The following is a 19,143-nucleotide window of genomic DNA, read 5'->3' as shown; positions in this document are numbered from 1 at the left end:
GGGCATGAAGGCGCGCATCTACATCACACTGAAATCTGGCGTCCTCGATCCCCAGGGCAAGGCGGTCCAGCAGGCGCTTGCCTCGTTGGGGTTTCATGAGGTTCAGGATGTGAGGATCGGGAAGTATATAGAACTGGAACTGGAGAAAAACTCGAAGGAGCGAATCAAGGAGATGTGCGAAAAGCTTTTGGCGAATACGGTGATTGAGAGTTATCGGTTTGAGGTAGAGAAGTGAAATTTGGCGTCGTTGTCTTTCCCGGATCCAATTGCGACCGCGATGCCTTTCATGTCCTGAAAGACCTCCTGAAGCAGCCTGTTCGTTACCTCTGGCACAAAGAGACTGATCTTAGGGGAGTTGATTGTGTGATACTCCCGGGTGGTTTTTCCTATGGCGATTATCTTCGGACCGGCGCGATCGCCCGTTTTTCTCCCATCATGACAGAAGTGATCCGGCATGCGGAGCGGGGTGGTTTGGTTCTGGGGATTTGTAATGGATTTCAGATATTGACCGAGGCCGGTCTCTTGCCAGGCGTCCTTATGAGAAATGCAAATCTTCAATTTATTTGTGAGAATGTTTCACTGCGTGTCGAAAATAACCAGACGCTATTCACGAAACACTACGCACCCAACACTGTTGTTACAATGCCAATCGCGCATGGAGATGGGAATTATTTTTCCGATGAAGAGACATTGAAGAGATTGGAGGGGGAGGGGCGAGTTGTTTTTCGCTATCATCCACGGAATCCGAATGGGGCGATCCACGATATTGCTGGCATTATGAATGAGAAAGGGAATGTCCTTGGGATGATGCCGCATCCGGAGAGATGCTCGGAGGTGCTTCTCGGTAACGAAGATGGGAGGAGGTTGTTTGAATCCCTCATTGATTGAACAACATGGTTTGTCGCTACAAGAGTATAAAAAGATCCTGAAGATCCTCGGTCGTGAGCCGAACCTCGTCGAACTCGGGATCTTCTCTGTGATGTGGAGCGAGCATTGTTCCTACAAAAGTTCCAAGACTTATCTCAAAAAACTCCCGACCAAAGGAAAGCAGGTTATCTGTGGTCCCGGTGAAAATGCCGGGATTGTCGATATCGGTGGAGGACTCGCTGTCGTTTTCAAGATGGAGAGTCATAATCACCCCTCCTTTATAGAGCCGTATCAGGGCGCGGCGACCGGTGTGGGTGGGATCCTGCGCGATGTCTTTACGATGGGGGCGCGACCGATCGCGCTCTTGAATTCACTTCGGTTTGGTTCCCCGGATCATCCCAAGACAGACTCTCTTGTGAATGGCGTTGTTGCGGGGATTGGTGGTTACGGAAATTGCATGGGGATTCCGACGGTCGGTGGGGAGGTTTATTTTGATGAATGTTATAATGGTAATATTTTGGTCAATGCGATGTGTGTCGGACTCATTGAAAAGAAAAAAATCTTTTATGCAAAGGGGGGTGGAGTTGGGAATCCGGTGATCTATGTCGGGGCCAAGACGGGTCGTGATGGAATCCACGGAGCGACGATGGCGAGTGATGTTTTTGATGAGGAGTCTGTGGAGCGACGTCCGACAGTTCAAGTTGGCGATCCCTTTACCGAAAAAAAACTGATGGAGGCCTGTTTGGAGCTCATGGAGTCAGACAGCGGGAGACAGGTGGTTTATGGGATTCAGGATATGGGGGCGGCGGGGTTGACCTGTTCCTCGGTCGAGATGTCGGGAAAGGGACGTGTCGGCATGACCCTGCAACTGGATCATGTTCCTCAACGGGAAACCGGCATGACTCCTTATGAGGTCATGCTTTCGGAGTCCCAGGAGCGGATGTTTCTTGTGGCGAAGAGGGGGCATGAGGAGGAGGTCTTTAAAATTTTTCAGAAGTGGGACCTCGATGCGGTACAGGTGGGGGAGATTACAAAGGGACATGAGGTGGTGATTCGGTCGAACGGGACGGTGGTTGGAGTTGTCCCGAATCTTCCAATCAGTGAAGAGGCGCCGGTGTATCGGCGGCCGGTACGGCGGCCGGTACGGCGGCCGCGATCGCGTTACCCGATCGCGATCGAGGAGCCGAATGAAATTCTCATGAGGCTCCTTAGTTCCCCTAACCTCGCCAGCAAGCATTGGGTCTACCGCCAGTATGATCACACCGTGGGAACCGATACCACTGTTCTTCCCGGATCCGATGCGGCGGTGATCCGGATCAAGGGGACGAAAAAGGGGCTTGCGTTAACGACCGACTGTAACAGTCGTTACTGTTATCTGAATCCGAGGGAAGGGGCGAAGATTGCAGTTGCCGAGGCGGCACGGAATATCGTCTGCTCGGGTGGAAAACCGGTCGCCGTCACTGATTGCCTGAATTTTGGGAGTCCTGAGAACCCTGAGGTGATGTGGCAGTTTAAAGAGGCGACCCAAGGTCTCAGTGAGGTGTGTAAGGCGTTCGGGACGCCGATCGTTTCCGGGAATGTCAGTTTTTATAATGAGAGCCAACAAGGAAGCATCTATCCCACACCAACAATCGGGATGGTCGGGCTTCTCGATGATGTCGAAAGGCACTGTACGCAGTGGTTTAAGCAGGAGGGGGATGTTGTTGCGATGGTAGGCCCGGCATTTGGAAAAATCCCCCCCAGCCCCCCTTTTTCAAAGTGGGGTGAAGATTTTGGAGGGAGTGAGTATCTCAAAGTAATTCACGGCATTGTCGCCGGTCGTCCGCCTCGGCTCAATATCCCGCTTGAAAAGAGGGTCCAGGCGTTGGTGCTCACAGGGATTCGAAAAGGTTGGGTCCGCTCGGCCCATGATTGCTCAGAGGGAGGTCTGGCAGTGGCGCTGGCGGAGTGTTGTGTATCGGGACCGGCGTTATTTGGAGCCACTATCGATTTTGACCCAAATGGGACGGGTCCTGCCTCGGGTTCCGCCCACCCGTGCTCACCCGTTGCGCGCGGGCGGGCGCCCGACCCGAGTCACCCGTCTGGCGTAAGTCAAAATCGGCAGTGGCTTCACTTGTTCTCCGAAACCCAATCCCGGATCATTGTCAGTTTGAACGAGGATCATTTGCAGAAGTTTCTCAAATTGGCTAAGCTTAAAAAAACTCCGGCGACGATCTTGGGGAAGGTGGGAGGTAATCGGCTGAAGATTGGCGAGGAGATTGATCTGTCGGTTAAGGAAATCAAGGATATTTGGGCTGCTTCATTTGAAAACGTGGTTTTTAACAAGGGGGGTAACAGGAGCGAAGCGACGTCATAGGGGGGAAGCCTCCCTTTGAAAGTTGCCCTCGAGGTAATAAGTATTATGGGGTGTAACGCCTAAGGGCGTTACCAAGGAGGTAATTTTAGGTGTGCGGAATCGTCGGCATCTACAACCATCCCGAAGCGGCTAATCTGGCTTATCTGGGGTTGTATGCCCTCCAGCATCGAGGGCAGGAGTCGGCCGGGATTGTTTCATCCAATGGGAAAGAGCTTTTCTCGCATCGCGGGATGGGGCTTGTTGCCGATATCTATACAGAAGAGGTTTTAAAAAAACTCCCTGGGTTGTGCGCCATTGGTCATACCCGTTATTCAACCGCGGGAGAGAGCAGTCTCAAAAATTGTCAGCCGATCCTGATCAATTATTCCCGTGGATGGCTTGCCTGTGGACATAACGGAAATCTCATCAATATCCAAAAAATACGTGCTGAACTCGAGGCACACGGGTCTATTTTTCAGTCGACGATGGACACAGAGGTTCTGATCCATCTGATCGCCGCCTCTCGAAAAAGTTCCCTCGTCGATCGGATCATCGAGGCGTTGCTGAAGGTGAAGGGGGCCTACTCACTGGTTTTCCTGACGGAGAGTCGGCTGATTGCAGTTCGTGATCCTTTTGGGTGGCGGCCTCTCGTGATCGGGAAAAAGGGTTCGGAATCAGATCCCGGCGGCCCCACTTGGGTTGTGGCCAGCGAGACCTGCGCCTTGGATCTTGTTGAGGCGGAATTTGTTCGGGAGGTGGAGCCGGGGGAGGTCGTGACTTTTGACAAGGATGGGATGCATTCCCTCCGTCCCTTTCCGATTCCCAGAAAAAAGGCGATGTGTATTTTTGAATTCATCTATTTTGCACGTCCGGACAGTCATATTTTTGGTCGTGACGTTTACGAGATGCGGAAAGGGTTTGGGAAACAGCTCGCTCGTGAATATCCGGTCGAGGCCGATGTTGTGATCCCGGTTCCGGACAGCGGTGTTCCCGCGGCGTTGGGGTATTCGGAGGAATCCGGGATTTCTTTTCAAACCGGTCTGATTCGAAATCACTATGTCGGACGAACTTTTATTGAGCCGAAGGATTCGATCCGGCATTTCGGGGTGAAGATCAAACTGAATCCGGTTCGAGAGGTTTTGAAAGGGAAGAGGGTGATTGTTGTCGATGACTCGATTGTCCGAGGGACGACCTCGAAAAAGATTGTCAAAATGATTCGCGATGCCGGGGCGAAGGAGGTTCATATGCGAATCTCCTCCCCGCCGACCACTGACCCCTGTTTTTATGGAATTGATACCCCTAACAAGTCTGAATTGATCGCCTCATCCCATTCTGTGGAGGAGATCCGGAAATTCCTGGGGGCCGATTCGCTTGCCTATCTCTCGACGGAAGGGCTCTACTGGTTCGAGAAAAATCACGGCGAATGGTTCTGTGACGCCTGTTTTACCGGCGACTACCCGCTCGCTGTTGAGGATACGACTGACAAGCTCAAACTGGCCAGGTCCCAATAACCCCTTTTTAGGAAACAACCTTTGTTTTTCTCATCCGAGAATAATCAAGACTATGCTATCTCGTGTTCCAACCCTTGTTTTTGCCCTGGTTCAACGTTTTTGTGCTGAGTCCCGCCTCCTTCCCCTCGTAGACGGAAATTTTCAGCAAAGACTCGATGACACGGCCAACTATCATCAACCCCTTCCTCTAGAGGAAGATCAGACGATTGTGATGGATGAGGTGATCCTTGAGGCACAACAGAGGCAGTCACAGGTCCGTTTTGAGGCCGAGGCACAACGTGCCGGAGTCGTCTATAAGGTGAAAGGGGATTTTTTCTCAGGCAATGCCCATCGTTATGATCAATTCTTCCGAGGCGACCATGACGAGTATTTCTTTGGGACAACAGTTCTGACGAGGGAGCATAATTTTACCCAAATTCGTGAGATTTTCCGCTCGGAGACGGCCGAGGGAGGACTTGCCTCGCGGGTGAAGCTTTTACGTAATGATGGGCTTCGATTGGGTGGAATTTTGATCGATTTAAAACCATTGCTTCTCGATGGAGCGGAGTCTGTCTCTGCAACCTCGCTGGGACCATTTGAAGGGCGCATTATTGCCTCCTTGGATAGAGATCAACAGCTTCTGACCCTGCGCGGGACTGGAGTTGGTTGGCTCGTTGGTGGGAGGGGAGATCTCTCCGAAGTGGCGATGAAGCTCACCCCTTGTCCTGGTTTGATGAGAGGGGAGGTTCGAGATGTTGCGATGGGGGCGGCCGAAGCGGCCCGGTCGGGATGGTTTATCTGTAGTGGTCAGCCTCGGTCAGCGATCTGGAGTCTCACAAAATTTTGCCGATCTGGCGTGGCGGTTTTTATCGGACTTTCCTTTGCTGCGGCCCTTTATGGGGCCTCCCAGCTTGACGCGTAGCGAGAACTCTTCTTCTTGATAATCAAATAAGGCGGGGTTAAGGGTCGCATCGACTTCAATGGAATTCTACCAATTCAACTGCCCCACGCGTGTCGTTTTTAATAATGGGATTGCACGCGATTTCAATGCCGAGCTGGCCTCTTTTAACCTCTCGCGACTCTTTCTGATCACGGACAAGGTCTTGATGGGACTCAAGTTGATTGATCCGATTGTTGCGGGACTCAAGCAAGGCGGGGTTGAAGTGGCTGGTATTTTCTCGGAGGTCCCATCCAATTCGGAACTTTCGATTGTGAAAAAGGCGGCGGAACAAGCGATTCGATCCGAGGCGGAAGGGATTCTTTCTATCGGTGGTGGGAGCGTGATCGATACCGCGAAGACAGCCAATATCCTTTTCACGCATGGTGGCGATCTTGTTCAGGACTATTCAGGGGCCCAGACGCTCCCTGGTCTTTTAAAACCGCACATTACGATTCCGACGACCGCAGGGACCGGAAGTGAGGTGAGTTCCGCTGCTGTCATTTTGGATGAATCAACCCATGTCAAGCTTTCGTTTGTGGATCGTCACCTCGCCCCTCATCTTGCGATCCTCGATCCTGAATTGACTATCGGCCTACCGCCCAAGTTAACCGCAGCGACCGCGATGGATGCCCTGACTCACGCGATCGAATCCTACACGAGTCTACAGGCGAATCCGATTTCAGAAGGTTTTTCTACCGTCGCGATGAAGTTAATAAGGAAAAGTCTCATGAGGGCGGTCCTTCACGGAGAGGATCTTGAGGCACGTGGTGACCTTTTGACCGCAGCGACGATGGCCGGGATCGCCTTTGATCATGCGATGGTAGGGGTCGTCCATGGAATGGCCCATGCAACAGGTGGTTTGACCGGTCTTCATCATGGGACGGCGAACAGCATCTTTTTGCCTTGGGGGATGGAGTATAATCTGGAAGCTGCCGAAGAAAAATATGCAGAAATTGCAGAACACCTTGGAGTCAGAAAATCGGGAATGGATGAGGAGGCGGCGGCACGTGCGGCGATCGAGGCGGTGAAGAGATTACGAGAGGAGCTTTATCATGCCTGTGGCCTGCCCTATCGTCTCCGTGATGCCGGTGTGAGTGAGGGTCTTTTGGAGGCGATCGCCGAAGGGGCGGTGAATGATGGGACCAGTTTTTATAATCCGCGAGAGGTCGTAAAAGAGGAAGTTTTGAAACAGGTTAAGAAAGCTTACTGAGGAGGAATTATGCCGACATTCGAAAATTCTGATCGTCTCCAACAAGTGCTGGGTGGTTTTTTTGAGTATCTGCTGAGCGATCCTCAGATGGGCCCTAAATTGATCAACTCCAAACTTGTCTTGAAATTTAACTACAAAGAGCCTGATCTCTCCATTACGGTCGATCTTTCAAGAGAAAAACCGGAGATCACTTTTAATGATGCCTCCAAGAGTCCTGAAGTTGAAATGAGCATGAAGGCGGATATCGCGCACCGTTTCTGGATGGGTAAAGTGAACTTGATGATCGCGCTTGCGAGACGAGAGATGGTCGCGAAGGGACCGATCCCGAAGATCCTGCGCCTCTTACCGATCATTAAGCCAGCATACCAAATGTACCCTAACTATTTAAAAGAAAAGGGGTTTTCAGGCTATCTCTCCGTTTTGTGAGGCCTCCTTTCGGAAGGCAACTTTTGGCCCTTTTGACCGATACTAATAATGACTAACGTATGAGGCACTATTTTCTAGGATTCCTGTTTTTTCTGGTGGCCGGTTGTGGGGCAGATGATCAATTGTATGGTCGTTTTGACCTAAACTTTGGGACCTCCAATATCTGTGTTCCCAGGACAGAACGCCTGAAATTTTCCAATTCAACGGCTGAAGAGGTTGTCATCGGTGGGGCTTCGATCGCTCCGGGGACCGATCCCCTGAAAAATTTTGTCCTGGAGGGGGTGACGGTTGGTGAGGTTGAAATTCCCAGTGTTGCCGGGTCTCTCTCTGAAATCAGGGTTCCTCCCGGCGCTGATTATATCTTCACTCTGACCTATACCCCGAAAACGGCTGGCGAGGAACACGATGCCCTTTTAGATATCGCCTATCAAAGTCCTCAGATGGGGGTCTATCAAGTGGCGCTTTCCGGAACACCTGAAGGGGACTCGGCAGGCGGGTGTGTGAATCTTTCTGAAGGGAGCGAGGTGAGTTTTGATGGTGAAGTTGCCTTGACGGTCACCCGGCTGGTGGCGGCGACTTCAAAACTGGATGCACCGATCAGTTCTGATGATGGAGAAAGGGTTTTTGAACCGACGGATCTTACGCTCATATTGAATCTGAAGGAAGCTGAGGCGACTCTTCCGCCGATTGCGGAGGGGATTTTTATTTTGCCGAAACCGAAAAAAGAGGTTCCGACCCTTGGCCCTCGAGTCAAACAGGACACCATGATTACCACGGTTGCTGAGGCGAGTGGTCAATACGATTCGGCTGTCGGCAGTATCACACTGGAAGATGTCTCTGTTAAAATGGACGCTGATTTTAATACGACTGTTGTTGTGACATTGACGACGGATGAGGTTTCTCTGGAGGCCCTGGGTGTCATGCCGAACTCAAACGCGCTTCAATCCTCATTTGGCAATGATCATTATGACTCTGTTGGGAAAAAGATCTTTGGAAGTCGTATCGATGAAGAGGGGAATATCACCCTTGTCGGGACGACAAAGATTGTGGATTCGACACTGGATCCCGGTGCGGATGGTATTTTCAACGGGATGAAGGGGACGACGATGGCCCTTCTTATTGAGGGTAAAATCTCCATCAAGGTTTCATCGGAATAAGACTTTGGTCGGATTCCCACCGATAAGAAGACCGGCTGTCACTCCAGCCAACACGACCAATCGGAACATGATAGCGAGGAGGAAACCGAGAGCGAGCCCCTCACTTCCGTAAAACAGGGCCATCAGGGTGGCACAGGCGATTTCAAAAAAACCGAGAGACGCCGGGAGGAACCGGAGCAAGCGGGATAAGAGAGGGAAAATCCCTGTCAGGAGAAAGGCCTGGGAGAGTGAAAAGGACTCAAAAAAACTTTTTCCGAGCCAGTAAATGACGAGACAAAGAATGAGCTGGCTTAAAATGTGAAAGATCAGTGAGGACCAGTATCGAGCGCGGTTTCCCTCGACGAAACGGGCGAGTGAACGATCCGCCTCTTCGGAGTGTCCTTTTTGGGCTTGAGAGGAGAAGTAAAATCGTAATCGTTCGAATGGCATCCACTTCAGGAGACCAAGCCCTGCCAGGATTCCAATACCTATGCTTGCAAGAGAAGGGAGAGGTAGAGACAGAACAACTCCAAAGAGAAGGAGCATCGTGGTTGTCCAGAAAGAAGAAATCCCGGCAATCGCCCGATCCAGGATGAGAATCTCTGTCCCCTCTGAAATCTTCTTTTTCTTCTCGAGAATCTGTCGAAACATCGTGTCCCCTCGAAAGGGGGCTAGGTAAGAGATTTTATTGTAGGTGTCGCAGACGATTTTAAGTTTCAGAAGGAAGAGGAGGGACGGGGGGCTTTTTTTAAAAAGCGATCGTGTCGCCTCTGCTTGCAGGAGATAGGAGAGAAAAAGGAAAAGGAGAGTCCATGGGGAAGCAGTCAGGATCGAAGGAAGTGAGGCAGAGACGGTTTCATCCCAGCTTTTCCATCCAAAAACGATGATGATCAGCAGACCGGCAAAGAGCCAACCAACACGTTTGAACAAGATAAGTTGTGAAAGTTTGATCCCCTTCATATGTTTTTAGGAAGCGAGTCGGCGAAAACTTCTTCCTCCTCCTTTCCATCTTAAGAGTCCTGCCCCTACCATCGCAGCAATTCGACTTCCAACCCCCATGGCATACGATTCCACAGGGATCCGGTCGGTCCCCCCCATTTTTTCGAGAATTTGATTGACCGTCGACATCCCGCTCTCGACCGCTGATTCCATTCCGATCCCGATCTGGCCGCTGTGACAGCCGGCAACAAACCAGTTTGAGGTGCCGGTCTGATGGGTATTGAAGAAGCGGTGAAGATTCGTGATCGCCGGTTGTTCCGTCAGGTAGAGGACGTCCGATTGAATCTTCGCAAAGGAGACCGATTCGACGAGCGAGGGATCGGCATTGGGATAGACCCTCTGGAGGTCTTTGACAATTTTTTCAATCATCTCTTCCCGCAGGTGTGCCTCCTGGATCACACCGACATCGAGGAGCACATCGATCACATCTCCGTAATGGTGATCCAGGTCCTCTCCTCCGAAGTTGTTGTAAACCGACTGACAGCCGTTGAAACAGAAGGTCGGGTTGTGTGTCCCGGTGATAAACTGTTCCCCGTTCGTGACATGCTTTTTATAGTAGACGCGTCCAATTGAGAGCTGGGTTTGGTTTCCACGGGAGGAGAAAAACGACTTCACCACAGGAAGGCGTCTGAGAGGGGAATGATCGGGGATCAACTTCGCAATCATATGGGGATACATCGCGGTAATCAACCATCGACACTTGAGGGGTTGACAGCCAGTCTCCTCTGGTTGGTTCCAAAGCTCACGAGAGGTTGATTGATGAATCTGCCCCTGACGGATTTGATCAAGGGTTGTATTCAATCCGCATCGGGTACAGAAGGCACGATCCAGCGAGTAATTTTCAGCGCCACAATTATCACAAACATACCGCTTGCCTCCCGATTCAGTCCCATACGATCGGCACCATATCTGATCGATCTGGTTTCCGTGGGCGTTGCTGTCGATTCGTCGAACCTCGGTCCAATAACGGATCTCTATTCCCATCGCGACCAACTTCTCAACAAATCGATCGATAAAGGCACTGTTATAGTTCTTTCCAAAGACATGGTGGTGAAGGGAGCCACGATTGACTGCCATGGTCCCGGCGGCGACCGCCGCCATCCGAGGGGCGCTTACGTACCAAGGATGAGGGTTATAAATGCTCGGGGTTGCGGTCTCAATAAAATCGCGGGCACGAGGACCCATATTCAGCAAAAGCTGGAAGCTCTCGAACGAGAGGGTGTTCGGGACCAGTTTCGGTTCAGCGGCCCCACGAACCAACTCCCGGTAACAGTAACAGGAGGCGAGGGCAAGTTTGAAGAGGTCCCATTTTGCGAGGAGCGAGAGATCGAGTTTCGAAATCATCCCTGTGGCATGGAGAGGCGGAGGGAGGATCTTCGCGGCCCAATCGTCCATCTCCATCCGATGTCTCTTTCCGTCACTCGTGATGATTCGATAACCGGTATAAAGGGGGGAGAGGATCCCACCGATTTCAGAAACGAGCTTCAAAAGATTTTTATATTTTTCGACAAAGATCATATGCATCGGCATCTGGAACTTCTTTTTCGGTCCCAGGCGATGATCGATCCAGTTGCCGGTGAGTCCTCCGGCGCTTCCGGAGCGTTCCAGGATCACGATCTTCAGAGAGGGTTTGATTTTTTTCAGGTAGTAAGCCGAGGTGAGCCCCGCAAGCCCGGCACCGACAATCACGACATCGTATTCTTGGTTCATTTTGAAATGCGTTTTACAGCATTTGAAATATAGGTGTCACGCTAAAAAAGCCATCAGGCCCGCCGGGGCTCCTAGCCCAGACGGGCCGGCACTTTATGGGTGGGGGAGGAGATGACTAATGCCCCCTTTTTGATGGCAACCTCAGGATAAGGGAGGGCGATTTTTATGACAACATGATCCTCGTCAGGTGTTTTTCAAGAGAGGCTAAAGGTGTCGAGATAATGAGGCACCGTACATTTCCAGTGAAGTTCTGACTCGATTTTCTTTTTCATCTGTTGACAGGCCTCCGGTTCTCCGTGCGTGATGAAGGTCATCTTCGGCCTGGACGGAAATTTTTTGAGCCAGCCGGCAATTTCGTTTTCATCGGCATGCGCCGAGAGGGATTCGAGGAGTTCAACCTGGGCACGGACAGGGATCATCGATCCATGGATCTTTACTTGTGTCGCTCCATTGACCATCGCCTCTCCTCGTGTCCCTGCCGCCTGAAATCCGACAAACAGGATCAGATTCTTGGGGTGCGGGGCGAGCACCTTGAGGTGATGAAGAATGCGTCCCCCTTCTGCCATTCCACTCGCTGAGATAATGATCGAAGGTTCGTGGAGGGTATTGAGGCGTTTGGACTCATCTATTGTTGTGACAAAATGTGTGGAGTGGTCGATTTCTTGGCATTCCTCTTCGGTCAGTTTGTGTTCCCCGACAAAACTCGAACAAAGCCGTGTCGCCTGGATCGCCATCGGACTGTTGAGGTGAATCGGGACATTCGGGATCTCCTTGTTTTTTTTAAGTTGGGTTAAAAGATAAAGGACCTCCTGGGCTCGGCCGACAGCAAAGGCGGGGATCAGCACAATCCCTCCACGCTTGAGGGTTGGGTTGATAAAGTTTTTGAGAATCTCCCTCGGGTTCTCAGGGGGATGGCGCCGTCCCCCATAGGTAGATTCGACAACGAGATAGTCTGTATCATGTTGGGAGCTGGGGGGAGGCATCATGATCTGTTTGGGTCGTCCCAAATCACCGGAAAAGGTGAGGCGTGTTTTTTGATTGGAAAATTGGATGCTGGCAGCCCCCAAAATATGTCCTGCCGGTTCAAAATGAAAACTCAGATGTCGTGCCAGGTTAATTTGTTTGTGCCAGGGGACTGATTCAAAATACTTGAGACACAGAATGGCATCTTCTTCGGTATAAAGGGGAAGGGCAGGGTGATGTTTTGAAAATCGGTGTTTGTTGGCAAAGCTGGCATCTTCCTCCTGCAGATGGCCGGCATCTGGGAGGAGGATCTCACAGAGTGTTCGGGTCCCTCGTGTGCAGTAAATCTTTCCCCGGAAACCGTTTTTGACCAGCAGGGGGAGGTATCCGGAATGATCGATATGGGCATGGGTCAGGATCACCGCCTCAATTGCTTTTGGGGGGATCGGGAGGGGGTTCCAGTTTCTCAGGCGTAACTGTTTCAAGCCCTGGAAGAGACCGCAGTCGACCAGGAAATGTTTTTTATCGACCTGGAGGAGGTATTTTGAGCCAGTGACGGTTCCGGTGGCGCCAATGAACTGGAGTTGCATCCCATTCTCATCATGAAGGGATTTGGGGTTATTGGGAAGAGTTTTTTTGTCGTTCTTTTCTATTGATGAGACCCATTGATATCGGTAGATACAGCTTCAATATTGCGGGCGTAGCTCAGTTGGTAGAGCACGAGCTTCCCAAGCTCGGGGTCGCGGGTTCGAACCCCGTCGCCCGCTTTTAAATTAAGGGGAGATCCCGCTCTCCCCTTAACAACCCCATCTATAATTCCCAAGGTACATCGTTCGTTCCGCTTGATCGGACGGAGTGAATCCGATCCGATCAATGCTCACTCACTCTATTTATGACGGGGTGAGAACGGCCGTAACAGAACGATCCAGTGAATCGTTCTGTAGGCCGCGGCCCCGGAGAGAGCTGTACAGCGAATGGAGGGGGAACCCCGTCGCCCGCTTATTTTTTCTCGTTTTGATAATTTTCCCATTTTGAGAAATCGGACACGCAAGGCGTCATCTCATTCATCGGGGGTCTTTCAACAGGATTGAAAATAATATCTTTGTTAACGGGAATTCAGCGGAGGCTTTGATGAATGATTATGGACAGATCGGCTTTGCAACTCCTGAACCTTCCACCTGTCCCTATGATTCGGGGTTATCGAGCCGGAAGGGGTTGTACCTGTATCCAGAAACCGGAAGTTGTCCCGAGGCTGCACGGGGGCGGGCACCACCTCAGGGAAATGTTTTCCGACATAACATCGTTTACGATTCACCGCCTGAGAATGATCGAAAACTGATTCACTATGACCAATGGCCGTTTCGATTCGTCACGTCGAATCACAACCTGTTCTATCGTCCGAGGACACCGACGTCGCCGGGGAATCTCTGGCAATGGCAACGGGAGATGAGACAGGATCTTAATTCAATCAACGCGGACCCACTCTTTCAGGATCCAGCTCGTCAGAATTTTAATCTGCGACCCGGCTCTCCCGCCTTCCGGATCGGGTTTGTTCCTTTTGCGCTGACAACAAATTAAACTTAAGCGATATCAGCTTTTAAAATCAATCCACAACCTCCCTTCTTTATCACCGATAACTTTGCCGATGTCTTAAATTGATTCGATAAGAGGGAGAAGAAAGAAGAGGGAGAAGAAAGATCTCGCTCTGTTGGAAAAGTTAGGAGCGACATGAATCAACCTTTAGGTGTCGGTAAGGAGGGTTTTTGAGACAGGGTGCATCACCTCTTGAGTCGCTTATAGACCACCGGGACGAGCGACAACAGCACGAACAGAATTGTTGAGAGTATCAGATGGAAGGTGGCCTTCTCTTTTGCTCCGGTTGCTCCACTCAAAAGGGAGGAGGCAAAGTAGGTATAGACAAAAGTGCCGGGAATCATTCCCAAGAGCGAGGCAAGGGCATAATCGGTGAATCGGATCTTGGAAAGACCGGCGCCGAAGTTGATTCCGTTGAATGGAAAGAGCGGAACAAGTCGAAGATAGAAGATGAATCGAAAACCATGTCTCGCCGCTTTTTCATCGAACTCTTTCCATCTCCCCTTGAGAAAGCGGGAGACAAAATCGCGTCCCAAGTATCGTGCCCCGAAGAAACCGGCACCAGCGGCAAGATTCGAGGCGATCACGTTGTAGAAAAATCCGGGGATGACTCCATACAGGGCACCAATGGCTAAAGTCAGGGCAGAACCGGGAAAACCAAACAACCCCCCGATGCCATAGACAAGAATGAGAACAATCGGAATCCACCAAACTTCGTGTGCCGACTGGGTTAAGGCTATAAGACGGCCGGGTGTCAGGAGTTGTCGAAGTGGCGTAAAGAAATAGGCCGCTACACCTCCAATGAGAATCAAAAGAAACAGTATCGGTTTAAGATTCTTCATCGAGATCCGAGAGTGTTTTTAACAATTCAACCTTGAGATCGCTCTCTTTGGCCTTCTCAAGCGTAAGCCCAAGAACCTTTTCCGTACTCCAAGGGATTCCTTCAAAGAGAAAGGGATGCGGCTTCTTCATTCCGATCAGATAATAGCCGCCGTCTTTCGCGGGGCCGAGGACGAGATCACTCTTTTCCAGACGATCAAAGGCATCGCACAAAAGAGATCGGTCGATCTCGACACAATCGGTTCCAATCAAGACCGTTTTGGTTGAACCATTCTCCAACGACTCTTGAAAAACGGCTGACATCCGTTGCCCCAAATCCCCACGACATTGGGGTCTCATCTCCAACAAAGGAAACCATTCCCTAAAATCGTTCTCCATTTGAGGAGGGTCAAAGCACAAAGTTCTTCGATACTCGCCATCCACGGGAAGACTCTTTTGCATGACCGTCTCAACCATCTCCTTGTAGAGAATGGCCGCCTTCTCCGGTCCGATCGTTTTGGCTAGCCGTGTTTTCACCCGTCCTGGCTCCGGATATTTGGCAAAGATGAGGAGTTTGTTCATTAGCAACATCCCCCTGTGGGGGTCTCCCTTGCCGCACCCTTCCCGCCTGTCCCACAATCAAAAAGCCCGTAATGAGTCGAAAGATCGCCCGTCACCTTGAAGTGTGAGGCATATCGTGTCTCTTGGAGCATCACCGCTGTGTTACTGCATACCGGCGCCGGTCGTCCCTTTTCAAACAGGTGATGGTCGTCCAGCGAAAAGGCGTGGGGAGATTCCGGGATTGTTCCCAAATAAGTGGCGATCTGACCGTAATCTTCACATCGATCTTCGAGTTTCAGTTTGAACGCCCGGACCGTCATCGACCAGAAGTCGATCATCCCGGCCTTTGCCTCAACCTCCGGATTCTTTAATTCAATTCGGGAACGGGAGGTGATGCGATAGTCATGGCATCCAACCTCAACAAGCAGTCGACGAAAATCTTCGAGGTAAAGAGCACCACCGAGACACTCACCCAACAGGACCGGATCTTCCGACAACTCTTTGGGCATCCGGCGTCCCGTAAAAATATCGGAGAAATAGAGTTCCCCGCCCGGTTTCAGGACACGAAAGATTTCAGAGAAAACCCGGCGTTTGTCGGGGGAGAGGTTGATCACACAGTTGGAAACAACAAGATCAACGGAGTTGTTTTTGATCTCCAACGATTCAAGGTCCTCAATGTATCCTTTTAAGAAACGGACATTCGGTTGTGTGTAACCAAATTGTTTCATTTGGAAGGGGAGATGGCGCCTGGCCACCTCCAGTTGCTCATCGGTCATATCGACGCCGATGACTTTGCCTTCCGTGCCAACGAGCTTGGAAAGGATATAGGAATCTCGTCCGGTGCCGCACCCAAGATCAAGTACCGTCAACCCTGCCAATACTGATGGGATGGGCGAACCACAACCGTAGCATTTCTCGATAATCTCCGGGTGGATCATCTTTGCAATCGAGCGAACGTGGGGCGGGAAACTGTCGGTGCCGCAACAGGCGTTGGTCTTCAAGTCTTTTTTCCCCGTGAGGACCTTGCCGTAATACTCCTTCACCGATTCTGATATTAGGTTTTGCATATATCTCCTTTCCTAAATAAGCGCACCGGAGCACGAACTTCCCGCCCCGGCGGTGCATCCGTAACAGTGATTCGCAAACTGAATCGGGTCGGATGCAATTTCATCAAATGACCCGATCTTCCAAATCGTCTTTCTTTTTCCTCCAATGGGAATTTCCAACATCTGATTAAAATCGCAATCGTAGATTTTGCCGTCCCAGCTTACGGAAATGAGGTTGCGGCACATCACATGCCCGGCCGCCTCCGGGTTGAAATTATTTACAAGGAGGTCTGCGTATCGGTCCAGTTCACCTCGTCGTCCCAAATAACCATGAAACCGTTTGATCGGCATGTTCGTGATCGTCAATAGGCGATTAAATTCAATTCCAAAAAGTTCCTTGAGTTCCTTTTTGTAGTCCAACTCCAATTCTGCCTGAGGCGGCGGGAGAGAAGGCCCGATCGGATTATAAACAAGATCAAGAATAAGACCGGTTCCCTCTCTTCCGTAACCCAACTCATTCAGGAGCTTTAAGGCCCGGAGGCTCTTGTCAAAGACGCCTCGGCCACGTTGTTTCTCAACGTTCTCTCTGGAGTAACAGGGGAGTGAGGCGACGATCTGAACTCGATGCTGTTTCAAGAAATAGTGGGTTTCCTCCTGACCTTTCTGGAAAAGAACTGTAAGGTTACAGCGGTCGATCACTTCCCGCCCCAATGTTCGTGACTCTTGAACGAGGTAGCGGAAGTTTGGATTGAGTTCCGGTGCCCCGCCAGTCAGATCAACCGTCTGAATAGAGGGTGACTTCTTCAAAAGTTCCATAAGTCGCTCGGCAGTCTTCCGTTCCATCATCTCCTTGCGTTTCGGCCCGGCCTCGACATGGCAATGGAGACAGGCGAGATCACAGAGCTTCCCGAGGTTGATTTGCAAGATTTCAAGCGGCTTCCGTCTGATTTCGAGCCGGTTCTTTCTTAATGTCTCCTCGAACGGGATCACTGAAAAACCCTCCGTCTAAAATTGACAATTCTTTCTAACGAAACCCCCAATCGCCAAAAAATCATCGTCGCCAAATTCACGAATGTGGTTTTGAGGTAACCGTGTTGTTCCCAGCAGCGCGCACTCGTCACCGCTTTCTTAGGGAAGAAATAGAGCGATCCTAACGTTTTCATCTTTTGTGCGAGCAGGACATCCTCCAAAAGCGGTGCCTCCGGGTAACCACCCAAATTTTCAAAGTGGGTCTTTCGGATGAAGATCGCTTGATCGCCGTACGGGAGTCGAAACGCTAACTCCCTTAACCTCACACCGAACTCAATCAAGCGGGACTTGATGCCTTCACCATCCAATGCAAACCGGAAGGCTCCGCCTACCAGTTCAGGCCTTTGTTTCATCTGCTCGGCGAGGTTGGTGAGATCATCCGGATTGATCTTCGTGTCGGCATGAAGAAAAACGAGCAAGTCTCCTTTTGCCCTTGTCGCACCCACATTCATCTGATGGGCACGATTGGCGATGCCAACCTTCTCCGCTTCAATCACGATCACCTCAATCCGATGATCTTTCTCCAGTGCGGGAAGATTCCGTTTGAGATGAACCCCGTCATTCAAAGAAGGAATAATGACGCTTATCATCCAAACCTCCATTTGAAATATGTTGCCAGCCATTGCTTGAGCCGAGGTGTCATGTGTGATCTTTGATAGGTGTCGGCAATCCGTTTGGAGATTTCCGCCAGTGTCGGATAGACATGGATCATCGAGGCGATTTTTTTAAGCCCGATTCTTTGGTGCATCGCCAAGGCGAGTTCATGCAGAAGATCCCCGGCGTGGGAGCCGACGATGGTGATTCCCAATAACTGACCCGATCCCTTTTCAGTCAATATCTTGATGAATCCTCCCTCCTCACGATCACAAACCGCACGGTCGAGATCGTTGAATGAGTAAGAATAGAGATCATAAGGAATCCCTTTTTCTTTCGCCTCTCTTTCGTTAAAACCGACACGGGCGACTTCAGGATCGGTGAACGTGCACCACGGAACGACTCGGTAGTTAATCTTTGATCTTCCGGGGAAAAGGGCGTTTCGGAGGATCAGTCTTGCCTGAAAATCGGCGGTGTGGGTGAATTGATAAGGGCCGACAACATCCCCACAAGCAAAGATATGTTTTGCGGAGGTCTGAAGGTATTCATCCACCTCGATTCCCTTCTTGGAGAATTTGACCCCCGCCTTTTCAAGATCGAGACCATTCACATTCGGGGCACGGCCTACGGCAACAAGGATCTGGTCAAACGGGATATGTTTTCCCTTCTGACCCTCTTGCGCAATCAGCTCAAAAGAATCGCCCGATTTTCTGACTTCAACCGCCTTGTGACCGATCAAGACCTCGATCCCTTCTTTTATAAAACGTTCCTTGATGAACTGTGAGACTTCGGTGTCTTCCCGGATGAGAAGGGAGTCCAACATTTCAACAACAGTGACCTTCGACCCCAACCGTGCGAAGACTTGTGTCAGCTCCGCACCGATCGGGCCGCCACCCAAGACAACAAGTCGCTTGGGGAGTTCCTTAAGTCCCCAGACATTGTCGCTCGTGAGGATCGGTATCTCGTTGATCCCCTTGATCGGCGGGACAAAGGGACTTGCGCCGGTGGCGATCACAAACCGTTTGGCCGACAGCGTGACCTTTCCATCGGTGATTTCGTGCGAGGAGATGAATCGAAAGGAACCAAAGTGAAGGTCAATACCGAGTCCACGGAATCGGTCGGGTGAATCATGAGGTTCGAGCTTCGATTGTACAGAGCGAACCGATTCCATAATGCGGGAGAGATTGATTTCGGGATGGAGATCGCAAAGCCCAAACCGGTGTCCGGTTTTCGTATCGTAGATCAGTTTCGCCGTCCGAATAATCGCCTTCGAGGGAACACACCCGGTGTTGAGGCAATCGCCTCCCATCTTGTGCTTCTCGACCAAGGCGACTTTGGCCCCCAGCCCCGCCGCACCAGCCGCCGCCACAAGTCCTCCTGATCCGGCACCGATGACGATGAGATGATATCGTTGTGTTTCCATTC

The 19,143-nt window shown here is 51.0% G+C and carries 18 protein-coding genes and 1 tRNA gene; 10 read left to right on the top strand and 9 right to left on the bottom strand.

Annotated elements, in window-relative coordinates:
* Window positions 1-4 precede the first annotated feature (4 nt).
* From purS to HYT76_07115, 8 genes are all read left to right on the top strand, one after another.
* Window positions 5-235: a phosphoribosylformylglycinamidine synthase subunit PurS gene (purS, locus tag HYT76_07150; GenBank protein MBI2083332.1), complete on the top strand. Its 231-nt coding sequence runs from the start codon at window positions 5-7 to the stop codon at window positions 233-235.
* Window positions 232-888 carry a phosphoribosylformylglycinamidine synthase subunit PurQ gene (gene purQ / locus HYT76_07145; protein MBI2083331.1) on the top strand — a complete coding sequence of 219 codons (657 nt, stop codon included), beginning with the start codon at window positions 232-234 and terminating at the stop codon, window positions 886-888. The genes purS and purQ overlap by 4 nt, the downstream gene beginning before the upstream one ends.
* Window positions 854-3,223 (top strand): phosphoribosylformylglycinamidine synthase subunit PurL, encoded by a 2,370-nt coding sequence (gene purL / locus HYT76_07140; GenBank protein ID MBI2083330.1) that lies wholly within the window; start codon window positions 854-856, stop codon window positions 3,221-3,223. Before purQ ends, purL begins: the two co-directional genes overlap by 35 nt.
* An 89-nt stretch (window positions 3,224-3,312) precedes the next feature.
* Entirely contained in the window at window positions 3,313-4,713 is a 1,401-nt protein-coding gene (locus tag HYT76_07135; protein ID MBI2083329.1) for an amidophosphoribosyltransferase, read from the top strand.
* A 52-nt stretch (window positions 4,714-4,765) separates the two neighbouring features.
* Complete coding sequence (locus HYT76_07130) at window positions 4,766-5,614, top strand: hypothetical protein (protein MBI2083328.1); 849 nt, start codon at window positions 4,766-4,768, stop codon at window positions 5,612-5,614.
* 58 nt (window positions 5,615-5,672) lie between these two features.
* Complete coding sequence (locus tag HYT76_07125) at window positions 5,673-6,842, top strand: iron-containing alcohol dehydrogenase (GenBank protein ID MBI2083327.1); 1,170 nt, start codon at window positions 5,673-5,675, stop codon at window positions 6,840-6,842.
* A 9-nt stretch (window positions 6,843-6,851) separates the two neighbouring features.
* Entirely contained in the window at window positions 6,852-7,268 is a 417-nt protein-coding gene (locus HYT76_07120; protein ID MBI2083326.1) for an SCP2 sterol-binding domain-containing protein, read from the top strand.
* A 59-nt stretch (window positions 7,269-7,327) separates the two neighbouring features.
* Window positions 7,328-8,425, top strand: coding sequence for a hypothetical protein (locus HYT76_07115; protein ID MBI2083325.1), 1,098 nt, complete (start codon window positions 7,328-7,330; stop codon window positions 8,423-8,425).
* Here HYT76_07115 and HYT76_07110 read toward each other — a convergent pair.
* The 3 genes from HYT76_07110 to HYT76_07100 form a co-directional block, all read right to left on the bottom strand.
* Complete coding sequence (locus tag HYT76_07110) at window positions 8,414-9,364, bottom strand: hypothetical protein (GenBank protein MBI2083324.1); 951 nt, start codon at window positions 9,362-9,364, stop codon at window positions 8,414-8,416. The two genes, HYT76_07115 and HYT76_07110, sit on opposite strands and share 12 nt — an antisense overlap.
* A gap of 6 nt (window positions 9,365-9,370) precedes the next feature.
* On the bottom strand, window positions 9,371-11,113 hold the full coding sequence (locus tag HYT76_07105; GenBank protein ID MBI2083323.1) for an FAD-dependent oxidoreductase: 1,743 nt from the start codon (window positions 11,111-11,113) through the stop codon (window positions 9,371-9,373).
* A 194-nt stretch (window positions 11,114-11,307) separates the two neighbouring features.
* A complete protein-coding gene (locus HYT76_07100) occupies window positions 11,308-12,666 on the bottom strand; it encodes an MBL fold metallo-hydrolase (GenBank protein MBI2083322.1) in 1,359 nt (452 codons plus the stop codon).
* Window positions 12,667-12,770: 104 nt separating this feature from the next.
* On the opposite strand from HYT76_07100, the gene HYT76_07095 reads away from it, so the two are divergent.
* Together HYT76_07095 and HYT76_07090 are read left to right on the top strand one after the other, a co-directional pair.
* A tRNA-Gly gene (locus HYT76_07095) sits at window positions 12,771-12,843 on the top strand.
* 364 nt (window positions 12,844-13,207) lie between these two features.
* The gene (locus HYT76_07090; GenBank protein MBI2083321.1) at window positions 13,208-13,654 is read left to right on the top strand and encodes a hypothetical protein; all 447 of its coding nucleotides are present in this window, start codon (window positions 13,208-13,210) and stop codon (window positions 13,652-13,654) included.
* Between the two features lie 200 nt (window positions 13,655-13,854).
* Here HYT76_07090 and HYT76_07085 read toward each other — a convergent pair whose 3' ends face one another.
* From HYT76_07085 to HYT76_07060, 6 genes are read right to left on the bottom strand one after another with little or no spacing between them, the layout of a single operon-like run.
* Entirely contained in the window at window positions 13,855-14,511 is a 657-nt protein-coding gene (locus HYT76_07085) for a TVP38/TMEM64 family protein (protein MBI2083320.1), read from the bottom strand.
* On the bottom strand, window positions 14,498-15,070 hold the full coding sequence (locus HYT76_07080; GenBank protein MBI2083319.1) for a TIGR04282 family arsenosugar biosynthesis glycosyltransferase: 573 nt from the start codon (window positions 15,068-15,070) through the stop codon (window positions 14,498-14,500). The genes HYT76_07085 and HYT76_07080 overlap by 14 nt, the downstream gene beginning before the upstream one ends.
* Window positions 15,070-16,116 (bottom strand): methyltransferase domain-containing protein, encoded by a 1,047-nt coding sequence (locus HYT76_07075; protein ID MBI2083318.1) that lies wholly within the window; start codon window positions 16,114-16,116, stop codon window positions 15,070-15,072. The genes HYT76_07080 and HYT76_07075 overlap by 1 nt, the downstream gene beginning before the upstream one ends.
* A gap of 12 nt (window positions 16,117-16,128) precedes the next feature.
* Window positions 16,129-17,043, bottom strand: a complete 915-nt coding sequence (arsS, locus tag HYT76_07070; GenBank protein MBI2083317.1) for an arsenosugar biosynthesis radical SAM protein ArsS — start codon at window positions 17,041-17,043, stop codon at window positions 16,129-16,131.
* Between the two features lie 38 nt (window positions 17,044-17,081).
* Window positions 17,082-17,714, bottom strand: a complete 633-nt coding sequence (locus HYT76_07065; protein ID MBI2083316.1) for a glycosyltransferase — start codon at window positions 17,712-17,714, stop codon at window positions 17,082-17,084.
* Entirely contained in the window at window positions 17,711-19,141 is a 1,431-nt protein-coding gene (locus HYT76_07060; GenBank protein MBI2083315.1) for a mercuric reductase, read from the bottom strand. Before HYT76_07060 ends, HYT76_07065 begins: the two co-directional genes overlap by 4 nt.
* Window positions 19,142-19,143: the final 2 nt, after the last annotated feature.

Source organism: Deltaproteobacteria bacterium, from assembly GCA_016180845.1.
Taxonomy (GTDB): domain Bacteria; phylum UBA10199; class UBA10199; order JACPAL01; family JACPAL01; genus JACPAK01.
Note: the sequence above shows the minus strand (reverse complement) of the source record. Positions and strands in the feature narration are given on the sequence as shown.